Source organism: Variovorax saccharolyticus, assembly GCF_030316765.1.
GTDB lineage: Bacteria > Pseudomonadota > Gammaproteobacteria > Burkholderiales > Burkholderiaceae_C > Variovorax > Variovorax saccharolyticus.
In genome coordinates, this window is the sequence record NZ_JASZYT010000001.1 from 524493 (window position 1) to 541693 (window position 17201).

The 17201-nt window shown below is 69.8% G+C and carries 17 protein-coding genes, 1 tRNA gene and 2 riboswitches; of the genes, 8 read left to right on the top strand and 10 right to left on the bottom strand.

All coding sequences use genetic code 11. From position 1 onward, the window contains the following. Positions 1-66 precede the first annotated feature (66 nt). The 4 genes from QTI45_RS02595 to QTI45_RS02610 all read left to right on the top strand — a co-directional run bounded on the left by QTI45_RS02595 (position 67) and on the right by QTI45_RS02610 (position 3300). Positions 67-1272 carry a multidrug effflux MFS transporter gene (locus QTI45_RS02595; RefSeq protein WP_286653405.1) on the top strand — a complete coding sequence of 402 codons (1206 nt, stop codon included), beginning with the start codon at positions 67-69 and terminating at the stop codon, positions 1270-1272. Further along, a complete protein-coding gene (locus QTI45_RS02600) occupies positions 1269-2033 on the top strand; it encodes an alpha/beta fold hydrolase (RefSeq protein ID WP_286653406.1) in 765 nt (254 codons plus the stop codon). Before QTI45_RS02595 ends, QTI45_RS02600 begins: the two co-directional genes overlap by 4 nt. 95 nt (positions 2034-2128) lie before the next feature. Beyond that, positions 2129-2803: a DsbA family oxidoreductase gene (locus tag QTI45_RS02605; RefSeq protein ID WP_286653407.1), complete on the top strand. Its 675-nt coding sequence runs from the start codon at positions 2129-2131 to the stop codon at positions 2801-2803. A gap of 80 nt (positions 2804-2883) precedes the next feature. Then, complete coding sequence (locus QTI45_RS02610; RefSeq protein ID WP_286653408.1) at positions 2884-3300, top strand: energy transducer TonB; 417 nt, start codon at positions 2884-2886, stop codon at positions 3298-3300. 24 nt (positions 3301-3324) lie between these two features. Here QTI45_RS02610 and QTI45_RS02615 read toward each other — a convergent pair whose 3' ends face one another. Next, entirely contained in the window at positions 3325-4188 is an 864-nt protein-coding gene (locus QTI45_RS02615; protein WP_286653409.1) for a LysR family transcriptional regulator, read from the bottom strand. A gap of 66 nt (positions 4189-4254) precedes the next feature. Here QTI45_RS02615 and QTI45_RS02620 point away from each other — a divergent pair, with 66 nt between their 5' ends. The 3 genes from QTI45_RS02620 (at position 4255) to QTI45_RS02630 (ending at position 6193) form a co-directional block, all read left to right on the top strand. Then, positions 4255-5442, top strand: a complete 1188-nt coding sequence (locus tag QTI45_RS02620; RefSeq protein WP_286653410.1) for a YbfB/YjiJ family MFS transporter — start codon at positions 4255-4257, stop codon at positions 5440-5442. 13 nt (positions 5443-5455) lie between these two features. After that, a complete protein-coding gene (locus tag QTI45_RS02625; protein ID WP_286653411.1) occupies positions 5456-6052 on the top strand; it encodes a carboxymuconolactone decarboxylase family protein in 597 nt (198 codons plus the stop codon). Between the two features lie 65 nt (positions 6053-6117). Beyond that, positions 6118-6193: transfer RNA gene (locus tag QTI45_RS02630), tRNA-Gly, on the top strand. Positions 6194-6281: 88 nt separating this feature from the next. Here the strand turns inward: QTI45_RS02630 and QTI45_RS02635 are convergent. After that, complete coding sequence (locus QTI45_RS02635; protein WP_286367204.1) at positions 6282-6911, bottom strand: flavin reductase family protein; 630 nt, start codon at positions 6909-6911, stop codon at positions 6282-6284. 100 nt (positions 6912-7011) lie between these two features. On the opposite strand from QTI45_RS02635, the gene QTI45_RS02640 reads away from it, so the two are divergent. After that, complete coding sequence (locus QTI45_RS02640; RefSeq protein WP_286653412.1) at positions 7012-7893, top strand: DUF3014 domain-containing protein; 882 nt, start codon at positions 7012-7014, stop codon at positions 7891-7893. 10 nt (positions 7894-7903) lie between these two features. On the opposite strand, the gene QTI45_RS02645 is transcribed toward QTI45_RS02640, so the two are convergent. From QTI45_RS02645 to QTI45_RS02680, 8 genes are all read right to left on the bottom strand, one after another. Further along, a complete protein-coding gene (locus QTI45_RS02645) occupies positions 7904-9199 on the bottom strand; it encodes an RNA polymerase sigma factor (RefSeq protein WP_286653413.1) in 1296 nt (431 codons plus the stop codon). 11 nt (positions 9200-9210) lie between these two features. Beyond that, the gene (locus QTI45_RS02650) at positions 9211-9909 is read right to left on the bottom strand and encodes a YciI family protein (protein ID WP_286653414.1); all 699 of its coding nucleotides are present in this window, start codon (positions 9907-9909) and stop codon (positions 9211-9213) included. 42 nt (positions 9910-9951) lie between these two features. After that, entirely contained in the window at positions 9952-10374 is a 423-nt protein-coding gene (locus tag QTI45_RS02655) for a YciI family protein (protein ID WP_286653415.1), read from the bottom strand. 138 nt (positions 10375-10512) lie between these two features. Further along, positions 10513-13422, bottom strand: coding sequence for an aminomethyl-transferring glycine dehydrogenase (gcvP, locus tag QTI45_RS02660; protein ID WP_286653416.1), 2910 nt, complete (start codon positions 13420-13422; stop codon positions 10513-10515). Between the two features lie 26 nt (positions 13423-13448). After that, on the bottom strand, positions 13449-13826 hold the full coding sequence (gcvH, locus tag QTI45_RS02665; protein WP_286367210.1) for a glycine cleavage system protein GcvH: 378 nt from the start codon (positions 13824-13826) through the stop codon (positions 13449-13451). Positions 13827-13877: 51 nt separating this feature from the next. Then, the gene (gcvT, locus tag QTI45_RS02670; protein ID WP_444813242.1) at positions 13878-15038 is read right to left on the bottom strand and encodes a glycine cleavage system aminomethyltransferase GcvT; all 1161 of its coding nucleotides are present in this window, start codon (positions 15036-15038) and stop codon (positions 13878-13880) included. A gap of 47 nt (positions 15039-15085) precedes the next feature. Next, positions 15086-15194: riboswitch (glycine riboswitch) on the bottom strand. 19 nt (positions 15195-15213) lie between these two features. After that, positions 15214-15299: riboswitch (glycine riboswitch) on the bottom strand. A gap of 44 nt (positions 15300-15343) precedes the next feature. After that, positions 15344-16636, bottom strand: coding sequence for a TRAP transporter large permease (locus QTI45_RS02675; RefSeq protein WP_286367211.1), 1293 nt, complete (start codon positions 16634-16636; stop codon positions 15344-15346). Next, on the bottom strand, positions 16633-17145 hold the full coding sequence (locus QTI45_RS02680) for a TRAP transporter small permease (protein WP_286367212.1): 513 nt from the start codon (positions 17143-17145) through the stop codon (positions 16633-16635). The genes QTI45_RS02675 and QTI45_RS02680 overlap by 4 nt, the downstream gene beginning before the upstream one ends. Between the last annotated feature and the right edge of the window lie 56 nt (positions 17146-17201).

Sequence of the window (17201 nt, forward strand, 5' to 3'; positions counted from 1 at the left end):
CCGCTCCAGCCCGTACGCGACGGGTCGGGTCGTCTGCCGCAGCGGCGGGTCCGCGGACTGGCGCCGGTGAGCGGCGCCGCCACGCGCCGCGGCCTCTCGTTCGCGCTGCTGCTGCCCCTGCTGCTGGCCGCGCAGCCGGTCGCGACCGACAGCTACCTCCCGGCCCTGCCGGCCATCGCGCGCGATCTCGGGTCGGCCAGCGCCAGCCTCACCGTCTTCGTGCTCGCCTTCGGCTTCGGCCAGCTGCCCTGCGGGCCGCTGTCGGACCGCTTCGGCCGGCGACCGGTGCTGCTGACGGGCCTCGGCTGCTATGCGCTGGCGGCGCTGGGCTGCGCGTTCGCGAGCGGGATTCCGATGCTGGTCGTCTGCCGGGCGCTGCAGGGTTTCTCGATGGCCGCGATCCTGGTCTGTGCGCGGGCCGCGGTGCGCGACCTCTACCCGGCGCACGAAGGCCCGCACGTCATGGCCCGCGGCCTGACCGGGCTCGGCGTGGTGGGCCTGCTCGCGCCGCTGCTGGGCGCCTGGGCGGTGCAGTCCGCGGGCTGGCGCTGGGTGCTGGGCGGCATGGCCGCGTATGCATTCCTGCTCTGGCTTCTATGCTGGCGCGGCTTCGACGAAACGCGCGCCGACAGTGCCGGCCCCTCCGCGCCCAAGGGCAGCCTGCGCGAAGTCTTCGCCAGCGCGAGCTTTCGTGCCTGGGCCTCGCTGGCCGCCGCCACCTATGGGGGGATCTTCTGCTTCCTGCTGTTGTCGCCGATGGTCTACATCAGCTACCTGGGCTTCTCTCCCACCTGGTACGGATGGATCCCGGCCGGCGGCTCGCTGGTCTACATCTTCAGCACCATGCTGTGCCGTCGCCTGCTGCGGCGCGTGGGGGCGGTGCGCGCGGTGCAGCTGGGCTCGCTGCTGAGCCTCGCGGGGCCCCTGGTGCAGGCGCTGGGCTGCTGGCTGCTTCCGATGTCGGCCTGGCCGCTGCTGCTGGGCCATGCGATCTACTGCATCGGGCACGGCATCCATCAGCCCTGCGGCCAGGCCGGCGCGGTCGGCGACCTGCCGCAGCTGGCGGGACGCGCGGTGTCGTGGTCGGGATTTGCGATGATGGCGGTCGCGTTCACCGTCGGTCAGATCGCTGCCAGCTTCGTCGACCCCGAACTCAGCCACGGCGCCTGGCCGATGGTGCTGCCGATGGCGCTGGCCGGGGCGGTGCTGGTGCTGATCGCCTTCGTCTGGCTGCCGCGGCTGCCGGTCCACTCTCGAAAGGAAGCATCGTGATCCATCTCCATGTCGTCCGCGAGGGCAGTGGCCCGATCGTCGTGCTGAGCCATGCGCTGGGCTGCGACCACCGGATGTGGGACGGCGTGGCGGCGCAGCTGGCGCGGGCCCACACGGTGCTGCGCTACGACCATCGCAATCACGGCGGCTCCGAACTGCGGGCCGGACCGTTCACGCTGCAGGACCTGGCAGACGACGCGGCCGGACTGATCGAGCGCGAGGCCGACGGCGAGCCGGTGCATTTCGTCGGCCTGTCGATGGGCGGCATGGTGGCTCAGGCGCTGGCGGCGCGGCATCCGGCCCTGCTGAGGACGGTGGTCGTCGCCAACTCGGCGCACCACTATCCCGATCCCGCCCCCTGGCGCATCCGCATCGAGACCGTCCAGGCGCAGGGGCTCGCGGGCATCGCGCCGGGTGCGGTGGGGCGCTGGCTGACGCCCGGATTCGTCGCCACCCCGGATGGCGCCGCGGTGGCCCGGCGGCTGCACGAGATGCTGTTGCGCGCCGACCCGGCGGGCTACGTCGCAAGCTGCGCCGCGATCGCCGCGATCGATCTGCGCGACAGCAACCGGCGCATCGCCGTGCCGACGCTGGTGGTTGCGGGCACGCTCGACGAAGCCACTCCGCCCTCGATGTCCGAGGCGATCGCGGCCGCGATTCCGGGTGCCCGACTCGCGCGCCTGCCCACTGCCCACCTGAGTGCGGTCGAGCGGCCGACGGAGTTCAGCCAGTTGCTGGTCGATTTCTGGCGCAGCCTGTGACGCCCGTGGGGGATTCGGTGCCTGGGCGGTTGAAACCTGCGCCGTCGACCCCATCATCCGGTGCTCCTCCCTCGGATCTCCACGGACCCTTCGCCATGACTTCCCATCTCAAGATCGATTTCGTTTCCGACGTTTCCTGCCCCTGGTGTGCGGTCGGCCTCGGCGCCCTCGAGGCGGCGCTGAAGAACGTGGCGCCCGATGTCACGGCCGAGCTGCATTTCCAGCCTTTCGAACTGAATCCGCAGATGCCGCCCGAGGGCCAGGACACTTTCGAGCACTTGAACCAGAAGTACGGATCGAGCCGCGAGCAGCAGACCCAGGCGCGGGCCGCGATCCGCGCCCGCGGGGCTGAGGTCGGCTTCGCCTTCGGCGAGCGCGGCCGTCCCAGGATCTACAACACTTTCGACGCTCACCGGCTGCTGCATTGGGCCGAACTGGAAGACCTGGCGAAGCAGGCGGCGCTGAAGAAGGCGCTGCTCAAGGCCTGCCACACGGATGGCGAGAATCCGTCGGATCCCGAAGTGCTGGTGCGCCTGGCGGGCGAATCCGGCCTCGATCCGGAACGCGCCCGGGCCATCCTCGCGAGCGACGACTATGCCGCCGAGACCCGCGCGCGCGAGCGCCTGTACACCGATGCCGGCATCCATTCGGTGCCGGCCATCATCATCGACGACCGGCACCTGATCTCCGGCGGCCAGCCGGTCGAAGTGTTCGAACGCGCGCTGCGGCAGATCGCGGGCGCCGCGCCGGCGCGCGTGGCCGAGGCGTGAGACCGACTAAAACCGGCTTCCCGCGCTTCGGTTGGGGCATCATCCGGTCGCGTCACGGACCCACCTGGAGACCCCCACCGATGCTCAGCTTCTCAATCGCCCGCCCGGCCCTTGCGGCCCGTTTCCTCGTCCTCCCGCCGATGCTCGCACTGGCCTGTGCGCTCGGCGGCTGCGCCACCGAGCCTGCGGGCCCCGGGCCCGGCGCGACCGCGGATTGGGCGCCCGCGGTGCCGAATCAGCCGGCACCGTATCCGTCCGAATCGAAGCTCAACAATGAGCAGGGGCAGGTGCTGCTGCAGGTGCTGACCGCACCCGACGGCCGCCCGACCCGCGTCGAGGTCAAGCAGACGAGCGGCTTCCAGCGGCTCGACCAGGCGGCCGTGGCCACGGTCAAGCAGTGGCGCTTCAAGCCGCTCGGCGATGCGGCCGCCACCACCTGGCGCGAAGTGCCGATCACCTTCCGGCTCGGGGCACAGAACGCAGAGCTCCCCCGCTAGGCCGAGCCTGCGCACCGGCGGTGCTCAGGGCTTTTGCAGCATCTCGACCAGCCGTGCCAGCGCCACCGAGGGCGTGCCCTGCCACACCAGGTGCGTGCGATTGCGGCGGATGGATTCCGGCAGCGCGTGCTGGCGCACGTCGGCGGTGGCGCGCAGGGCCTTCAGCACCGACACCGGCACGATGGCGAAACCGGTGCCCGCCGCCACGCAGGCGATCATCGCCTGGTAGGAAGAGAACTCCAGCGAGCGCGATGCCGATACGCCGCCCTTGCCTAGCCACTGCTCGAGCAGGCGCCGGTACGAGCAGCCCTGCGCGAAGGCGATCAGGGTCGCCTCGGCGAGGTCGCCCGGCCGGTCGACCGTGGCCATGCTGCGCGCCGTGATGAGCACCAGCTCTTCGTCGAACACCGCCATCGATTCGAGTCCGGCGGCCGAGTACGGCTCGGACACGAAGGCGGCCTCGAGCTCGAAGGCCTTGACCCGCTTCACCAGGGCGCCGGTGGTGCCGGTGGCCAGCTCGACCACCACGCCCGGATAGAGGCGGTGAAAGCGCGACAGCACCGGCGCCAGCCGGCTGCCCGCCGTGCTCTCGAGCGAGCCGAGCCTGAAGCTGCCGAGCGGGAGCTCGCTGCGCAGCTCGCTCTCGGCCTCGTCGGCCAGCCGCAGCAGGCGCTCGGCGTAGGGCAGCAGCTTGTGGCCTGCCGGCGCCAGCGCGAGCGATCGGCCCTGGCGATGGAACAGCTTCTGGCCCAGGCGCTCCTCGAGTTGCTGGATGCGGGTCGTGATGTTGGACTGCACCCGGTGCAGCTTGTCGGCGGCCCGGATCACGCCGCCTTCGGCCACGACGGTGCGGAAGATCTCCAGGGAGTCGAGGTCGATGGTTCTCATAAACAGAATGATTGTTCTGAATAATTCATTTGTGCGCGGAGTCGATTCTGCGTCCAATCAGGCTCCATGTCGAACCCTTCCATCGCCTTCGCCCGGCCCTCCCTGTTTGCGGTTTGCACTGCCGGCCTGCTCGTGCTGGCGATCGCGATGGGCATCGGGCGCTTTGCTTTCACGCCGATGCTGCCGCTGATGATTCGCGCCGGCAGCACCGACGTGGTCACCGGCGGCTGGCTGGCGGCGGCCAACTATCTGGGCTACCTGCTGGGCGCGCTCACGGCGGCACGGGTGCCGCTGTCGCCGCAGCGCACCGGTCTCCTGTCGCTGGCGGCGATCGTCCTGTCGACCGCGGCGATGGGCCTGGTCGATTCGGTCGCGGCCTGGCTGCTGCTGCGCGGGATCGCCGGCGTCGCCAGCGCCTGGGCGCTGGTCAGCACCAGCGTCTGGTGCCTGTCGTGGCTGGCCAGCCTGGGCCGTCCGTCCGGCGCCGGCGTCGTCTATGCGGGTGTCGGCGTCGGTATCGCGCTCGCCGGGCTCTATTGCTGGCGCGCCGGAGCGGCGGACATCGCCGCCGACCGGCTGTGGCTGCAGCTGGGCCTGCTGGCGCTCGTCGGCTCGCTGGTCGTCGCCGCGCTGCTGCCGCGCGGCGCCGCGCCCGTACCAGCGGCGACGGCCCGCGCAGCGGATGGCGCATCGGGCTGGGACCTCGTGATCTGCTACGGCGTGCTCGGCTTCGGCTACATCCTGCCGGCCACCTTCCTTCCGGTGCTGGCGCGCGCGGTGGTGGACGACCCCTCGGTGTTCGGCGCGGCCTGGCCGGTGTTCGGCGCTGCCGCCGCGCTGTCGACACTGTTCGCGGGCGCGCTGCTCGCGGGCCTGTCGCGCCGGCAGGTGCTGGCCGCCAGCCACCTTCTGATGGCGCTGGGCTGCCTGCTTCCGGTGCTGCACCTGTCGGCGGGCACCGTGCTCGCGGCCGCGCTGCTGGTCGGAGGCACCTTCATGGTCGCCACCATGGCCGGCATGCAGGAGGCGAAGGCCACCGCGACCGGCGATCCGGCGCGCGCGCTGGGCCGCATGACGGCGGCTTTCGCGATCGGGCAGATGGCCGGGCCCGTGCTGTCGTCGGTGCTGAGCGGCGCGACGGCGGGTTTCGCCGGACTCTTTGCCGCGCTCGGGATCGGCGCGGTGGCGCTGCTCGGCAGCGCCGCCTGGCTGCTCCGGAAGCACGCGCAGGCCGTCCGACAATCATCGAACTGAAAGGAAACAGAGCATGCTGATTCGACAAGGCCATACCGAACCCTGGGCCGAGCGCCTCCCGATGCCCGCCGCCGACGCGATGTCCGACGCCCAGCGTGCCGCTGCGCAGGCCCTGATCGACGGTCCGCGCAAGGCGGTCTTCGGCCCCTTCGTGCCGCTGCTGCAAAGCCCGGTGCTCATGGAGCGCATCGGCAGCCTCGGCGAGTACCTGCGCTTCGACAGCGCGCTCGACGCCCGCGTGCGCGAGCTCGTGACCTGTGCGGTCGCACGCCATGTCGGCAACCAGTTCGAGTGGGTCCTGCATGCCGCGGCAGCGGTCAAGGCCGGCGTGGCCGCGGACGCCATCGAAGCCCTGCGCCTCGGTCGCCGGGCCGCTCCGCTGGCCGATGACGAACAGCTCGCGCTCGACTTCGCGCTCGAACTGCTGCAGCACCATGGCGTGAGCGAGCCCACCTACATGGCCGCCGAGGCCCGCTTCGGCAAGACCGCGACGGTCGAGCTCGGCGCGCTCGTCGGCTACTTCACGATGGTCTGCTGGGTCATGAACATGGCCCACACGCCGGTGCAGGCTGCCGAGGGACAGCGCGCGCTCGAGGCCTTCCCGCTGTAGTTTTTTTGTCGCGACAGGGCAGGGCGGCAAAAGCGGCCAAAAAATACCCTATAATCGAAGGCTTCGCGGGAGTAGCTCAGTTGGTAGAGCGCAACCTTGCCAAGGTTGAGGTCGAGAGTTCGAGACTCTTCTCCCGCTCCAGATTTCGAATCTGTTGCACGACACGCGAACGTGCAGGAAATGAAGGCCACCCCCGGGTGGCCTTTTTCTTTGGCGCCTTCTCTGGCGTCTACATCTCGTCGATCTGCGTGCTGCGCGTCTGCTCCTGCGCCGCCAGCGAATAGCGCTCGCGCGTCTTCACATAGAAGCTGGCGCCGAAACGGCCGACCGGAAAGTAGTGCTGCAGCCGCACGCGCCAGGCGTCGGTGTCGATCAGCTCGTCGCGCGCGTGCATCCAGCGCACCTGGCCGATGAAGATCTGCCGGCTCTCGGTCTCCAGCGTTTCCCACAGCGTGCATTCGAAGGCCACCGGCGCCTCGGCGATGCGCGGCGGCTTCACGGCCCGGCTCGGCAGCGGCGTGAAGCCCACCACATCGAGCTCGCTCACGTGCGGCGGATGGCGGTCGCCGCAGCGGTGCATCTGCTCCGCGATGTCCTCGTCGGCCAGGTGGACCACGAACTCGCCGGTGCGCACGATGTTGGCGGCCGTGTCCTTGAGCGCGTTGTCCTGCAGCCGGTTGACGCTGATCATCACGATCGGCGGCTCCTCGCCGAGCATGTTGAACATGCTGAAGGGCGCGGCATTGACGATGCCGTCGGGGCCCAGCGTGGTGACCAGGGCGATCGGCCGCGGCACGATCAGGCTGGCCATGAGCTTGTATCGCTGGTATTCGGTCAGGGTGGAGAAGTCGATGTCCATTCGGGTTCCTTGGCGGTCACAGGGCGTTACGGCACGAAGCGCCGGCGTGGTTTCCAATGGACCGCAATGCAACGCCCGTGATTCAAAGGAGGATTCGACCATGCCCGAAAGGGATCCAGCAGAATTCAGGCCAGCGCGCGAGTCCTCGGTCTGGACCTTGGTCGTCGTCGTGGTGGTGATTCTCGCCGCAGCCTTCGGCTTCTGGCGCTGGTCGCTGCAGAAGGAAGCGCCGCCGGCACCGCCCGCCGCCAGTGCGCCGCCGCCGCCGGACCGCCCCGCGGAGCCGCCCGCGCCGGTCGCGACCGGTCCGCAGAACCCGGTCGATGCCCTGGCCGAGCCCGAGGCTGCGCTGCCGCCGCTGAACGACGCCGACAACCGCGTGACGGCCGCGCTCAACCAGTTGCTCGGCAAGAAGCAGGTCGGCTCCTTCCTCGAAGCCGGCGGCTTCGTGCGGCGCTTCGTCGCCACCGTGGACAACCTGCCGCGCGCCCAGGCGCCCTCCCGCGTGTGGCCGACGCAGCGTGCACCGAAGTCCTTCGAGGTCCAGGGCGGGGGCGAGCTGAAGACCATCGGTGCCGACAACGCCAGTCGCTACACGCCCTTTGTGCTGTTCGCGGAGTCGGTCGACAGCGCCCGCGCGGCCGAGCTCTACGCACGGCTGTATCCGCTGTTCCAGCAGGCCTACGAAGAGCTGGGCTACCCGAACCGCTACTTCAACGACCGCCTCGTGGCGGTCATCGACCATCTGCTTCAAGCCCCCGAGCCCGAGGGTCCGGTGCAGGTCAAGCTGACCTCCGTGAAGGGCGAGATGGCCTCCGAGCGGCCCTGGATCAGCTACGAATTCGTCGACCCGAAGCTCGAGGCGCTGTCGGCCGGCCAGAAGATGATGGTGCGCATGGGGCCGGTCAACGAGCGCCGGCTCAAGGCCAAGCTGAAGGAACTTCGGACCCAGGTGGCGACCGGCGCGGTGGCCAGGAAGTAAGCGCTGCCGGTCAGTCGCGGTCGGCGCTTGCACTGCGCGCGCAGGCCTGCGCGCGCATCAGCAGCAGCTTGCGTTCGCGTGCATTGCGCGTCATTTCGGCCGCGCGCTTGAACTCCTCGCCGGCCTCGGCCTGGCGTCCGAGCCTGGCGAGCAGGTCGCCCCGCACGCTCGGCAGCAGGTGGTAGCCGCGCAGCTGCGGCTCGGAGCGCAGCGCATCGACGAGCTCGAGGCCCGTCGCGGGGCCGAAGGCCATCGACAGCGCCACCGCCCGGTTCAGCTCGACGATCGGCGAGGGCGAGACCTGGGCCAGCGCCTCGTAGAGCGCCGCGATGCGGGCCCAGTCGGTCTGCGCTGCGGTGCGCGCACGCGCATGGCAGGCGGCGATCGCGGCCTGCAGGGCATAGGGGCCGAGCGCGCCGCCGAGCTTCTCGGCCCGCTCGAGCGCGGCGAGGCCGCGGCGGATCAGCAAGCTGTCCCAGCGCGCCCGGTTCTGGTCGAGCAGCAGCACCGGTTCGCCGTCGGCGTCGACGCGCGCGTTCGCACGCGAGGCCTGGATCTCCATCAGCGCGACGAGGCCGTGGACCTCCGGTTCGTCGGCCATCAGTTCGGCCAGGATGCGCCCCAGCCGCAGGGCCTCGTCGCACAGCGCGGGCCGCATCCAGTCTTCGCCGGCGGTGGCCGAATAGCCTTCGTTGAACACCAGGTAGATCACTTCGAGCACCGAGGACAGCCGGGCGGCGAGTTCCTGTGCGCGCGGCGCCTCGAAGGGCACGCGCGCCGCGGCCAGTGTCCGCTTGGCGCGCACGATGCGCTGCGCGATCGTGGCCTCCGGCACCAGGAAGGAGCGCGCGATCTCGTCGGTGCCGAGTCCGCCCAGCAGGCGCAGGGTCAGGGCGACGCGGGCCTCGCGCGACAGCACCGGATGACAGGCCGTGAACACCAGCCGCAGCAGGTCGTCGCCGACGTCGTCGTCGAGCGCGGCATCGACCGCATCGGCGAAGTCCGCCGCGGCGATCTCGTGCCGGGCGTCGAGTTCGCGGCCGATCTCGCCTTCCTTGCGCGCATGCAGCGTGCGCTTGCGCAGCCGGTCGATGGCGCGGTGCTTGGCGGCCGCCATCAGCCAGCCGGCCGGGTTGTCCGGGATGCCATCGCGCGGCCATTGCTCGAGGGCCGCGAGCAGGGCGTCCTGCGCCAGTTCCTCGGCCACGCCGACATCGCGCACCTTGCGCGCCAGCGCACCGATGATGCGGGCCGACTCGATGCGCCAGACCGCGTTGATCGTGCGATGCGTGTCGGCCGCGTTCATGGGCCAGGCGCCTATCGCGCGCCCTCGCGCACCGGGCGGATCTCGACCACCGGATTCACCGGCGCGTACGGATAGCGGCTCGCCCATTCGATCGCCTGGGCCATCGTCGGCGCCCGGATCACCCAGAAGCCCGCGATCAGTTCCTTCGCCTCGGCGAAGGGCCCGTCGAGCACGGTGGGCCGGCCGGCTGCGAACGCCACGCGTGCGCCCTTGGCGGTCGACTTCAGGCCGTCGCCCGCCACCAGCACGCCGCCGGCAACGCTTTCCTCGTTGCGTCGCGCCATCGCGTCGAGCCGCTGCGGCTCGGGGGACTCGTCGGCTTCCAGCTGCGCATCGGACATCAGCATCACCATGAAGCGCGGATCGGTCCCCTGGCCTGCGGCCGCCGAGTGGATGCCCGGCAGCCCGCCCGGACAGCCCGACTCGCGGACCTCGAGCACGGGCGGCGCCCCGGCCGCGGGCGTCCAGCGGACCAGCCGGTCCGTGGCCGCCGGCAGCGACTCGGCCTCGAGGTAGCCGAAGCCGGCCACCAGCTCCTCGGTGTGCTCGAAGGGTCCGGGCAGCACGCGCGGCCCGTCAGGGCCGAAGTGCAGGCGAACGCCTTGGGAACTCGGCTGCAGCGTGGCATGGGGCAGCGACGCATCGACGGGCAGCGTCTGGTCGATGGCCGGACCGGCTTCCGTCTGCCGGTCGGCCTTGCGGAGGATCACGAACTTCATCGCGCAAGGATAAATGCTCGCGCCTCCCCGGCGTCAGGACTGCTTCGCCCGGGCTTCCTCGAACACCCGCTTTTCCTGCTCGCGCAGCTCGGGCGTGAACTCGGCGCCGAAGTCCTCCATCTCGAACACCTGCCGCAGCTCGAGTTCGGCGCCGTCGTCGAAGGGGGCCCGGCGCAGCCATTCGAGCGCCTCTTCCTTCGAACGCACCTGCCAGAGCCAGAAGCCGGCGATCAGCTCCTTGGTTTCACTGAACGGGCCGTCGATCACGGTCCGCTCCTTGCCGGCGAAGCGCATGCGCGCGCCCTTCGTGCTCGGGTGCAAGCCCTCGCCCGCGAGCAGCACGCCGGCCTTGACCAGCGCCTCGTTGTAGTTGCCCATCTCGGTCAGCAACTGCTGGCTCGGCATCACGCCGGCTTCGGAGTCCTTGGTGGCCTTGACGATGACCATGAATCGCATGTTCTTGCTCCTTCGGTTTCGAGGCCGGCGGCGGTCGGGGATCGACCGCGCCTTCCGGGGCTCTGAACTGACGTCGAAGCAGCGGACGCGGAATCGACAGCCTGGGGGCGGTCGAGTTGTAAGAAAAAGCGTCGCGGCTCAGCTGCCGGCGTAGTCTTCCACCGGCACGCAGCTGCAGAACAGGTTGCGGTCGCCGTAGACGTTGTCGACCCGGCCGATCGGCGGCCAGTACTTGGACTGCCGCAGGCTGTCGATCGGGAAGGCCGCGAGCTCGCGCGAGTAGGGCCGCGTCCATTCGGTGCCCAGCAGGCTGGCGGCGGTGTGCGGCGCGTTCTTGAGCGGGTTGTCGTCCTTCGGCCAGATGCCTTCCTCGATGCGCCGGATCTCGCCGCGGATCGCGATCATCGCGTCGATGAAGCGGTCGAGCTCGGCCAGCGGCTCGCTCTCGGTCGGCTCGACCATCAGCGTGCCGGGCACCGGGAAGCTCAAGGTCGGCGCGTGGAAGCCGTAGTCGATCAGCCGCTTGGCGACATCTTCGGCACTGACGCCGCTGCCGTCCTTGAGCGGCCGCAGGTCGAGGATGCACTCGTGCGCCACGTGGCCGTTCGGGCTCGCGTACAGCGTGGGGTAGTGGTCCTTGAGCCGCGAACTGATGTAGTTGGCGCTCAGGATCGCGGTCTCGGTCGCCGCCTGCAGGCCCTTGGCGCCCATCATGCGGCAGTACATCCAGCTGATCGGAAGGACCGCCGCGTTGCCCAGGGGCGCCGCCGACACGGCGCCCACGGCGCCGTTCGACGCCAGGCCGCCGGTCGCGTGCCCCGGCAGGTAGGGCACGAGGTCTTCCACCACGCACACCGGGCCGACGCCGGGGCCGCCGCCGCCGTGCGGGATGCAGAAGGTCTTGTGCAGGTTCAGGTGGCTCACGTCGCCGCCGAACTCGCCCGGCGCGGCGACGCCGACCAGGGCGTTCATGTTGGCGCCGTCGACATAGACGCGTCCGCCGTGCGCATGGACGATCTCGCAGAGTTCCTTCACGCGGGTCTCGAACACGCCGTGGGTGCTCGGGTAGGTGATCATCACCGCGGCCAGCGTGTCGCGGTGCTTCTCGCAGGCGCGCCTCAGGTCGTCGATGTCGACGTTGCCGCCGCTGTCGCAGGCGGTCACCACCACCTGCATGCCGACCATCTGGGCGCTGGCCGGATTGGTGCCGTGCGCGGACGACGGAATCAGGCAGACGTTGCGGTGCGTGTCGCCCCTGGCTTCATGGAAGGCCTTGATCGCCAGCAGGCCCGCGTATTCGCCCTGCGAGCCGGCATTGGGCTGCAGGCTGATGCCCGCGTAGCCGGTGGCCTCGCAGAGCCAGGCGCGCAGCTGGGCGTCGAGTTGGGCGTAGCCCTGCAGCTGGTCGGCCGGCGCGAACGGGTGGATGTTCGCGAACTCGGGCCAGGTGATCGGGATCATCTCGCTGGTCGCGTTGAGCTTCATGGTGCAGCTGCCGAGCGGGATCATGCTGCGGTCGAGCGCCAGGTCCTTGTCGCTGAGGCTGCGGATGTAGCGCAGCATCGCGGTCTCGCTCTTGTGGGTGTTGAACACCGGATGCGTCAGGAAGGGGCTGCTGCGGTGCAGGTCGGCGGGAATGCGCAGCCTCGCCGTGGCGGCGATGGCGTCGAAGTCGGGGCCGCGGGTGCCGGGCGTCGCGAACAGGCTCCACAGCAGCTCGATGTCGGCGCGCGTGGTGGTCTCGTCGAGCGACAGGCCCAGGTGCTGCTGCAGGCGATGGCGCAGGTTGACGCCCGCCGCCTCGGCGCGCGCATGGATGGCCTGGGTGTCCTCGCCGGTATGGATCGTGAGCGAATCGAAGGCGGTGTCGTTGACCAGCTCGCGCCCGATCTGCTCGAGGCCCTGCGCCAGCACCGCGGTCAGCAGGGCGACGCGCTGCGCGATGCGGCGCAGGCCCTCGGGCCCGTGGTAGACCGCGTACATGCTGGCGACCACCGCCGGCAGCACCTGCGCGGTGCAGATGTTCGACGTCGCCTTCTCGCGCCGGATGTGCTGCTCGCGCGTCTGCAGCGCGAGCCGGTAGGCCGGTTGCCCGTGCGCGTCGACGCTGACGCCGACCAGCCGGCCGGGCAGCGAGCGCTTGAATTCGTCGCGGCAGGCCAGGTAGGCCGCATGTGGTCCGCCGTTGCACATCGGCATGCCGAAGCGCTGCGTGGTGCCGCAGACGATGTCGGCGTCCCATTCGCCGGGCGGTGCGAGCAGGGTCAGCGCCAGCAGGTCGGCGGCGACGCAGAAGGCGGCCTCGCACTGGTGCGCATGGCCGGCCAGCGGGCGCAGGTCGTGCACATGGCCGGTGGTGGAGGGGTACTGCGCCAGCGCGCCGAAGAAGCCGCCGCTGGCCATCAGGAGCGGCAGCGGCTCGGTGGCGGTGCTGACCTTGACCTCGATGCCGAGCGGCGCGGCCCGCGTGCGGATCACCTCGATAGTCTGTGGATGGCAATCGCCCGACACCAGGAAGACGTTGCTCTTGCTCTTGACGCTGCGGCGCGCCAGGGTCATCGCCTCCGCGGCTGCGGTGGCCTCGTCGAGCATCGAGGCGTTGGCGATCGCCATGCCCGTGAGGTCGCAGACCATGGTCTGGAAATTGAGCAGCGCTTCCATGCGGCCCTGCGAGATCTCGGCCTGGTAGGGCGTGTAGGCGGTGTACCAGGCCGGGTTCTCGAGCACGTTGCGCAGGATCACGCCGGGCGTGTGCGTGCCGTAGTAGCCCTGGCCGATGAAGTTTTTTGCCACCTTGTTCTTGGCCGCGATCGCCTTCAGCTCGGCCAGCGCGTCGGCCTCGGTGATCGGCGCCGGCAGCCGCATCGGGCGGCTGCGGCGGATCGCCGGCGGCACGATGCCGTCGATCAGTTCGGCACGGGTGGTCGAGTCGACCGCGGCGAGCATGGTCTTTTCGTCCTCGGCTTCGATGCCGATGTGGCGGGCGATGAATTCTTCGGCGTTCTGGAGATCGCGCAGCGAGAGGTGGGAGGGCACGGGCGTCGGCATGGAGGGCTCGGTGGGTGGGGCGTGGATCAGCTTTCGGCGGCGAACTTCTCGTAGGCGGTCTCGTCGAGCAGCGCCTCGATCTGGGCGGCATCGCTCACCCGCACCTTGAAGAACCAGCCCGCATCCAGGGGCGCGCTGTTGGCCAGCGAGGGGTCGGCGCGCAGCGCCTCGTTGACCTCGGTGATCTCGCCGGAGACCGGCATGAAGACATCGGCGGCGGCCTTGACCGATTCGACCACACCCGCGACCTCGCCCTGGGCGAAGCTCTTGCCGATCTCGGGCAGGTCGACGAAGACCACGTCGCCGAGCGCGTCCTGCGCGTGGACCGTGATGCCGACGGTGACCAGGCCGGCGTCGGCTTCCTGCCGCACCCACTCGTGATCCTTGGTGTACTTGATGGTCATGGGGAAAACTCCTTGAAGAAAGCTGGCTTGGAAGAAATTCGGTGAAGGCTTTCAGCCCCGGTAGTAACGCGCCGGCACGAAGGGCATCGTGCTGACTTCCATCGGCACCGGCTTGCCGCGCACCATGGCCTGGATCCGCGTGCCGGGCTCGGCATAGGCGAGCGCCACGTAGCCCATGGCGACCGGGCGGTCGACGCTCGGTCCGAGCAGGCCGCTGCTGACCTGCCCGATCGGCAGTCCCTCGAAGGACTCGAGCACGGTGCCGTCGCGCACCGGGATGCGTTCGAGCGCGACCAGGCCGACGCGCTTGCGCTTGAGCGTCTCGTGGTCGAGATGGCCGGCGCTGCCGCTGGCGGCCGTGAGCTGGGCGAGCACGCGCCCAGCCCCGGGGAAGCCGCCTTCGCGCGCGCCGCCGGTGCGCCGCACCTTCTGGATGGCCCAGTTCAGCGCGGCCTCGACCGGCGTGGTGCTTTCGTCGATGTCGTTGCCGTACAGGCACAGGCCGGCCTCCAGACGCAGCGAATTGCGGGCGCCCAGGCCGATCGGAGCGACCTCGGGCTGGGCCAGCAGCAGCCGGGCCAGTGCCTCGGCGTCCTGGGCGGCGACCGAGATCTCGAAGCCGTCTTCGCCGGTGTAGCCGCTGCGCGTGACGAAGGCCGCGATGCCGCCGATCTGCACCGCGCCGCCGGTCATGAAGACGAAGCGCTCGATGCCCGGCGACAGCCGTGCCAGCGCCGCCGCGGCCTGCGGGCCCTGGAGCGCGAGCAGCGCCTGCCCGGGCAGCGGCAGCACCTGGCAGCGCTGGCCGATGCGGGCCTGGATGTGCGCGATGTCGGCCACCTTGCAGGCGCCGTTGACGATCACGAACAGCGAGTCGCCGCCCTCGTTGAAGAACATCAGGTCGTCGAGGATGCCGCCCTCGTCGTTCAGCAGCAGGCCGTAGCGCTGCTTGCCGGGCGCCAGGCCGATCACGTCGACCGGCATCAGGCTCTCGAAGGCGGCGGCGGCATCGGGCCCGGCCAGGCGCAGCTGCCCCATGTGGGAGATGTCGAACAGGCCGGCGGCCTCGCGCGTGTGCTTGTGCTCGGCCATCAGGCCGGCGGGGTACTGCACCGGCATCGAGTAGCCGGCAAAGGGCACCATGCGGGCGCCGAGCTCCAGGTGCAGGCCATGGAGCGGGGTCTTCTGAAGATCGTCGGATGCGGCGGCCAAGGGCGGTTCTCCAAAGGGGCAGTCAAGATCCATGGCCGAAGCCATGGGCCACCCCTGCTGTCCGCTTTACCTGAGAGATTCACCCCACGATCGGGGTTTGCTCCTTCGGTGGGCGGCCGTCCGACGACGGCGGCGCCTCTCTCCAGCAAGGAAACGCCCCGGTCCGGGGCGTTTTGTCAGTCCTTTTGCCTGAGCGTTCGGGCCCTTGGTTGGGGGACCTGCGCCTTCGGCGGCCCCACCGCGGCGGGACGCTCTCCTGACCGGGGGAGTGTAAGGGAATCCGCCGGTGCCCGAGTGCCCAAACGCTACTTGAATCCCCACAGGTGGGGCAGCCAGGTGCTCAGCGCGGGCAGGAAGGTCAGCATCAGCAGCACCACGCCGTGGGCCCACAGGAAGGGCATCAGTTCGCGCACCAGCTGCGACATCGGCACCCGCGACACGTTGCAGGTGACGAACAGCAGCCCGCCCACCGGCGGCGTGATCATGCCGAGCGTGAGGTTGTAGATCACGATCATCGCGAAGTGGATCGGGTCGATGCCCAGCTTGACCGCCACCGGCGCCAGGATCGGCGCCAGCACCATGACCCCCGGCAGCGGCTCGATGAAGATGCCGAACAGCAGCAGGAAGATGTTCACGATGATCAGGAACATCCACGGCGACAGGTTCATGCCGACCAGCCATTCGGCCAGCGTCTGCGGCACGTTCTCGATCGTCAGGATCCAGGCGAAGGAGGCCGACAGGCCGATGATGATCAGCACCGAGGCCGACAGCAGCGCCGAGCGCGAGAGGATGTCGGGCAGGGCCTTCCATTCGAGCGTGCGGTAGACGAACTTGCCGCACACCAGCGCATAGAACACCGCCACCACCGAGGCCTCGGTGGGCGTGAACCAGCCGGCGCGCATGCCGCCGAGGATCACCACCGGCAGCAGGATCGCGGGAATCGCCTTCCAGGTCGTGAGCAGCACTTCGCGCCAGGGCGGCATGCCGCCGTCGCCCTTGTAGTTGCGCTTCTTCGAGACGTGGAAGTTGACCGCGCACATCGCCACCGCGATCAGCAGGCCGGGCAGCAGACCGGCCACGAACAGGCTGCCGACCGATACGTTGTCGTCCTGCAGCGCGTAGATGATCATGATGATCGACGGCGGGATGATCGGCCCGACGATCGCGGTCGATGCGGTCAGGGCGGCCGCATACGAACGGTCGTAGCCGGCCTTGTCCATCATCTTGATCAGCATCGAGCCGGGGCCCGCCGCATCCGCCAGCGCCGAACCCGAGATGCCCGAGAAGAAGGTCAGCGACACCACGTTGGTGTAGCCCAGCCCGCCGCGCCGGTGGCCGACGAACTGGCCGGCGAAGCGCAGCAGCACCTCGGTCAGCGAGCCGCCGCTCATGAGTTCGGCCGCCAGGATGAAGAAGGGCACCGCCATCAGCGGGAAGCTGTCGATGCCGGTGAAGGTCTCCTTGAGCAGCACCATCAGCGGATAGGACTCGGCGAGGATCAGCGTCGCTGCCGTCGCCAGGCCGAGCGCGAAGGCGACCGGCACGCCGATCGCGAGGAAGATGCAGACCGAGGAGATCAGGATCAGGCTGGCGTTCATAGGGAGGCGCTCGCGGCAGCGTCGAAATGCGCATCGGAGGCGAACTCGCGCCGCAGCACGTAGCCGCGCACGATCAGCAGCCAATGGACGATCAGCAGGATGCCGCCGAACATCATCGCGCTGTAGATGTAGGCGAAGGGGATCTGCGTCACGGCCGTGAGCTGGAACATGGTGCGCTCCATGTAGAGCCAGCCGTACCAGACCATGAAGCCGAAGAAGGCGAAGAGCAGCGCGGCGACGACGGCGCGCAGCGCGATCGCGGCCTTGGGCGGCAGCGCGTCCTGCAGGTTCTCGACCGCGATGTGGCCGCCGTAGCGCAGCACCGGCCCGGCGCCCAGGAAGGTGAGCCAGATCATCATGTGGCGCGACACCTCCTCGGCCCATTCGAGCGAGTTGCTGGTGAGGTAGCGCATCGCCACGTTGATGAAGATGATGACCGACATCGACGCCAGCAGCAGGATCAGCGCCCAGCGGTTCGCGGCCAGGAAGTAGTGTTCGAAGGTTTTCACGACAAGGAGGTGAGGACTAGGCAAAAGGAACCGCCCGGTGCCATTGCTGGCTCACC

Excerpts from the sequence above, each read along its gene's own strand:
- QTI45_RS02605 (WP_286653407.1), top strand. The coding sequence starts at position 2,129 with ATGACTTCCCATCTCAAGATCGATTTCGTTTCCGACGTTTCCTGCCCC.
- QTI45_RS02610 (WP_286653408.1), top strand. The coding sequence starts at position 2,884 with ATGCTCAGCTTCTCAATCGCCCGCCCGGCCCTTGCGGCCCGTTTCCTC.
- QTI45_RS02615 (WP_286653409.1), bottom strand. The coding sequence starts at position 4,188 with ATGAGAACCATCGACCTCGACTCCCTGGAGATCTTCCGCACCGTCGTG.
- QTI45_RS02620 (WP_286653410.1), top strand. The coding sequence starts at position 4,255 with ATGTCGAACCCTTCCATCGCCTTCGCCCGGCCCTCCCTGTTTGCGGTT.
- QTI45_RS02625 (WP_286653411.1), top strand. The coding sequence starts at position 5,456 with ATGCTGATTCGACAAGGCCATACCGAACCCTGGGCCGAGCGCCTCCCG.
- QTI45_RS02635 (WP_286367204.1), bottom strand. The coding sequence starts at position 6,911 with ATGGACATCGACTTCTCCACCCTGACCGAATACCAGCGATACAAGCTC.
- QTI45_RS02640 (WP_286653412.1), top strand. The coding sequence starts at position 7,012 with ATGCCCGAAAGGGATCCAGCAGAATTCAGGCCAGCGCGCGAGTCCTCG.
- QTI45_RS02645 (WP_286653413.1), bottom strand. The coding sequence starts at position 9,199 with ATGAACGCGGCCGACACGCATCGCACGATCAACGCGGTCTGGCGCATC.
- QTI45_RS02655 (WP_286653415.1), bottom strand. The coding sequence starts at position 10,374 with ATGCGATTCATGGTCATCGTCAAGGCCACCAAGGACTCCGAAGCCGGC.
- gcvP (WP_286653416.1), bottom strand. The coding sequence starts at position 13,422 with ATGCCGACGCCCGTGCCCTCCCACCTCTCGCTGCGCGATCTCCAGAAC.
- gcvH (WP_286367210.1), bottom strand. The coding sequence starts at position 13,826 with ATGACCATCAAGTACACCAAGGATCACGAGTGGGTGCGGCAGGAAGCC.
- QTI45_RS02675 (WP_286367211.1), bottom strand. The coding sequence starts at position 16,636 with ATGAACGCCAGCCTGATCCTGATCTCCTCGGTCTGCATCTTCCTCGCG.